The sequence below is a fragment of the Tissierella praeacuta DSM 18095 genome (assembly GCF_900128955.1).
Lineage (GTDB): Bacteria > Bacillota > Clostridia > Tissierellales > Tissierellaceae > Tissierella > Tissierella praeacuta.
In genome coordinates this window covers 1-3,183 of the sequence record NZ_FQTY01000027.1, presented here as the reverse complement: position 1 = coordinate 3,183, position 3,183 = coordinate 1, and the positions used below count along the sequence as shown (strand labels likewise).

The 3,183-nt window shown below is 37.1% G+C and carries 5 protein-coding genes; 2 read left to right on the top strand and 3 right to left on the bottom strand.

Annotated features, from left to right (window positions below):
* Both BUB33_RS15060 and BUB33_RS15055 read left to right on the top strand, forming a co-directional pair.
* The coding region (locus tag BUB33_RS15060; protein WP_200778254.1) for an S-layer homology domain-containing protein at positions 1–1,299 on the top strand (1,299 nt) is incomplete at its 5' end.
* Positions 1,300–1,563: a LysM peptidoglycan-binding domain-containing protein gene (locus BUB33_RS15055; RefSeq protein WP_072977963.1), complete on the top strand. Its 264-nt coding sequence runs from the start codon at positions 1,300–1,302 to the stop codon at positions 1,561–1,563.
* A gap of 484 nt (positions 1,564–2,047) precedes the next feature.
* On the opposite strand, the gene BUB33_RS16480 is transcribed toward BUB33_RS15055, so the two are convergent.
* From BUB33_RS16480 to BUB33_RS16470, 3 genes are all read right to left on the bottom strand, one after another.
* Positions 2,048–2,359, bottom strand: coding sequence for a HipA domain-containing protein (locus BUB33_RS16480; protein ID WP_200778253.1), 312 nt, complete (start codon positions 2,357–2,359; stop codon positions 2,048–2,050).
* A gap of 66 nt (positions 2,360–2,425) precedes the next feature.
* A complete protein-coding gene (locus tag BUB33_RS16475; protein ID WP_200778252.1) occupies positions 2,426–2,569 on the bottom strand; it encodes a hypothetical protein in 144 nt (47 codons plus the stop codon).
* Between the two features lie 24 nt (positions 2,570–2,593).
* Complete coding sequence (locus BUB33_RS16470) at positions 2,594–2,848, bottom strand: HipA domain-containing protein (protein ID WP_200778251.1); 255 nt, start codon at positions 2,846–2,848, stop codon at positions 2,594–2,596.
* Between the last annotated feature and the right edge of the window lie 335 nt (positions 2,849–3,183).

The following is a 3,183-nucleotide window of genomic DNA, read 5'->3' as shown; positions in this document are numbered from 1 at the left end:
TCTACTGGCAACGGAGGCTCTACTGGCAACGGAGGCTCTACTGAAAAACCGAAATTAGCAACCGAAGCAATTGCCAATATAAAGCCTACAATCACAGGCAATACAGCAACGGTCGATGTGACTGAAACAATTATAAATAAAGCAATCAGCCAAGCACAGGCTGAAGCAAAAAAAAATAATAAAACAGAAAATGGTATCAATATTACCATTAAATCAAATACTGATGGCAAGAATAATCTTATCGCTAATCTGCCTAAAGTAGCTGTTGATGCACTGGTAAAAGATGAAGTCAAAACAAGTACTATCTCAAGCGATGTCATCAGCATTACCTTTACCCTTGATAGTCTAAAAGAAGTTAGAAAACAGCTCAATTCAGATGTGACAGTAAGTGCAAAAAAAATGAATAATAGCACTTTAACAGCTGAAACGAAACAGCTTGTTGGCAACAGAGCAGTTTATGATTTGACCATTACAGGCAAAAACGATAAAAAAGTTACGAAATTTGGAAAAGGAACGGTTTGTATATCTATTCCATATACACTAGGCGCAAACGAAAAGGCCGGCAATGTAGTTGCTTGCTATATTGATAGTAAAGGCAAAGCACATATAGTGCCAAACTCTGTTTACGATCCAGTTACACAAACCCTAAATTTTGTAACAAATTACTTTTCTCTTTATGCAATAGGTGTCAAAGAAGATAAGATTAGCAAATTTAGTGACACAGAAAACCACTGGGCAAAAGGAAGCATTGAGTTTGTAGCCGCACGCAATCTGTTACAAGGCACAGGAAATGGTAAGTTCAGTCCGGATACTGCTATGACAAGAGGAATGTTTGTAACAGCTCTTGGTAGACTTGCAGGAGTTGATGTAAGCAAGTATAAGGAAAGTCGCTTTACTGATGTCAAAACAGGCTCATACTATCTTCCATATGTTGAATGGGCGCATGAAGAAGGGATTGTAAAAGGTATTTCTACTACAGCCTTTGCTCCGGATAAAAATATCACCCGTGAACAAATGGCAGTTGTCATGCAAAATTATGCGAAAGCCATTGGTTTTGCAGTTCCAAAGGTTCATGCAGAAGTAATTTTTACAGACAATGCTAAAATCAGCAGTTATGCAAAGGATGCCGTAAAACAAATACAGATGGCAGGTGTTCTATCTGGCAAAAACGGTAATGTCTTTGACCCTCAGAGTATCGCTACCAGAGCGCAAGTGTCTGCTGTCTTGAAACGCTTTGCAGAGCTTGTAATTAGTTCTGATATTATGCAGGGCTGGACGCAAAACGACAGTGGCAAATGAATGTACTACAAAGATGGAAAAGCTCTTACAGGCAAAGAAATCATCGCTGGTACTTCCTATGAGTTTAATGCATACGGAGAAACTGAAGCTAAACCACAACACATTTTCGGTAATATCTATGTGATTCAAAAAGGTGATAGTTTCTGGAGCATTTCCAAAAAATATGGTTGCAGTGCTACTGAACTTGCAAGAATGAATAATAAAACTATTTTCAGTACACTGCACTCTGGCGATATTTTAAAGGTACCTGAAAAAACAAAGTAAAATAGTTTAATATCTTTTGTGACGGCAGTGCTGGCGCTTGAGTCTTCAAGCACCAGCACTGCTGTTTTTTGTGTACCTCTACTAAATGAGAGTTAGGTATATTTTTATCCGTTTAATATATTATCCATAATCTTAGGAATTTTTTTAAGCAATAACAATACTATCAAAGTATAAATTTATAGCTTTGTCATTTTGAGCTGTTGCTCTCAAGAGAAAACCTCAGATTAAAACCATAATTTAATTATAGGAGATAGGGTAAGACCAATCGCCCAAGCTGTTTTTTTCGTATACACTTATCACTTAGAGATGTCAGCACTGCCTTTGCTACAAGCACTGTCGTTGATACTGGTTCTGCCAAATATACCACCTCCGTAAAAAAATCACCCACTATGCGACTGCATGAATAATCGTCAAGTGAGTGATTTCATGTGAACAGTTACATTGTAAACTCTTGTGACGGCTCTAATGAGTCTTGTTGTTCTTTTTAACATAGCTCCTGCTTTAAGAGCAACTCCATGCTGTAGTCAATGATTTTTGCTTTTCTCTCGGAAATTATGACATTATAGAAATCCTTTTGCAAATCTGTAACGGTTGGCGTTTCATCAATCAAACAACCTATTTTATCCATGTCAATACGTTCTGCAATTCGTTTCAATGCTTCATTACAGCCCTCATTTTGAAGAGATGAGATATAGTCAAAGTAGGCTATTTTTTTACCATTTTCTACAACAGCTGAGGCGGGAAAGACATAAATTCTCTGGTTAATCTCTGCCTCATTATTCAAAACAGTTTCCATCATCACTTCATCCATTTGAGGATAAAGGCAGGAGCCACAGTCGTAGACGGGAGCAATATCAGCGCATTAGTTTTGCTCATCAATCAAAATTCCCCAGTTGCCGTTGTGACGGTCAAAGTTACCAAGGAAAGCATCTGCTATAAACATATCCCAAAAGAAGTCTTTGAGTTTTTGTGGTTCTACAAGGGATTGCTCATCAATGGCTTTCATAATGGAGGAAAGCTCCGTACTGTATCAACTCTGCTCACTATCTACATAGGTATTTTTTAGGTGGACAAACCCCATCAGTTTCTTACCATCAGCAGTAAAATCCTTACAGGCAACCACAACTTTTTCTTTGCCACGCTTGTCGGTATAGGTGCCAAGGAGAGTTTCCTGTACTGTGAATCCAAGCATTTCAAAGATATGGCAAACGAGATATTCGCTGATACAGCTGTTAATATAACTCATCACTTTGCTTTTGGTTGGCACTGGTGGAAACTTTAACATATAGCTTGTGCCATTAGATAAAACTCCTATTAAGGTTATTTTTAATGAAGATATACTTGTCACAGGTGCTACTATGCACACACAATGCGCTATTATGTGGTTGAAAAATAATAAATAACAAATAAAACCACATAAAAAGTGACTACCACGAGCACAAAATCCGCATAGTAGCTAAACACGTAAATATGCAGTGAATAAATATAAAATTCACTGCATATTTTTTTATATCCAAAAACAGCAGAAAGAAGTTTTTTAATGTCAAGATATTTCTGTAGATAAAATCTCATTATAAATGAATTTGCCGACGAACAGTTCATTGACAATTTTAAGTAATG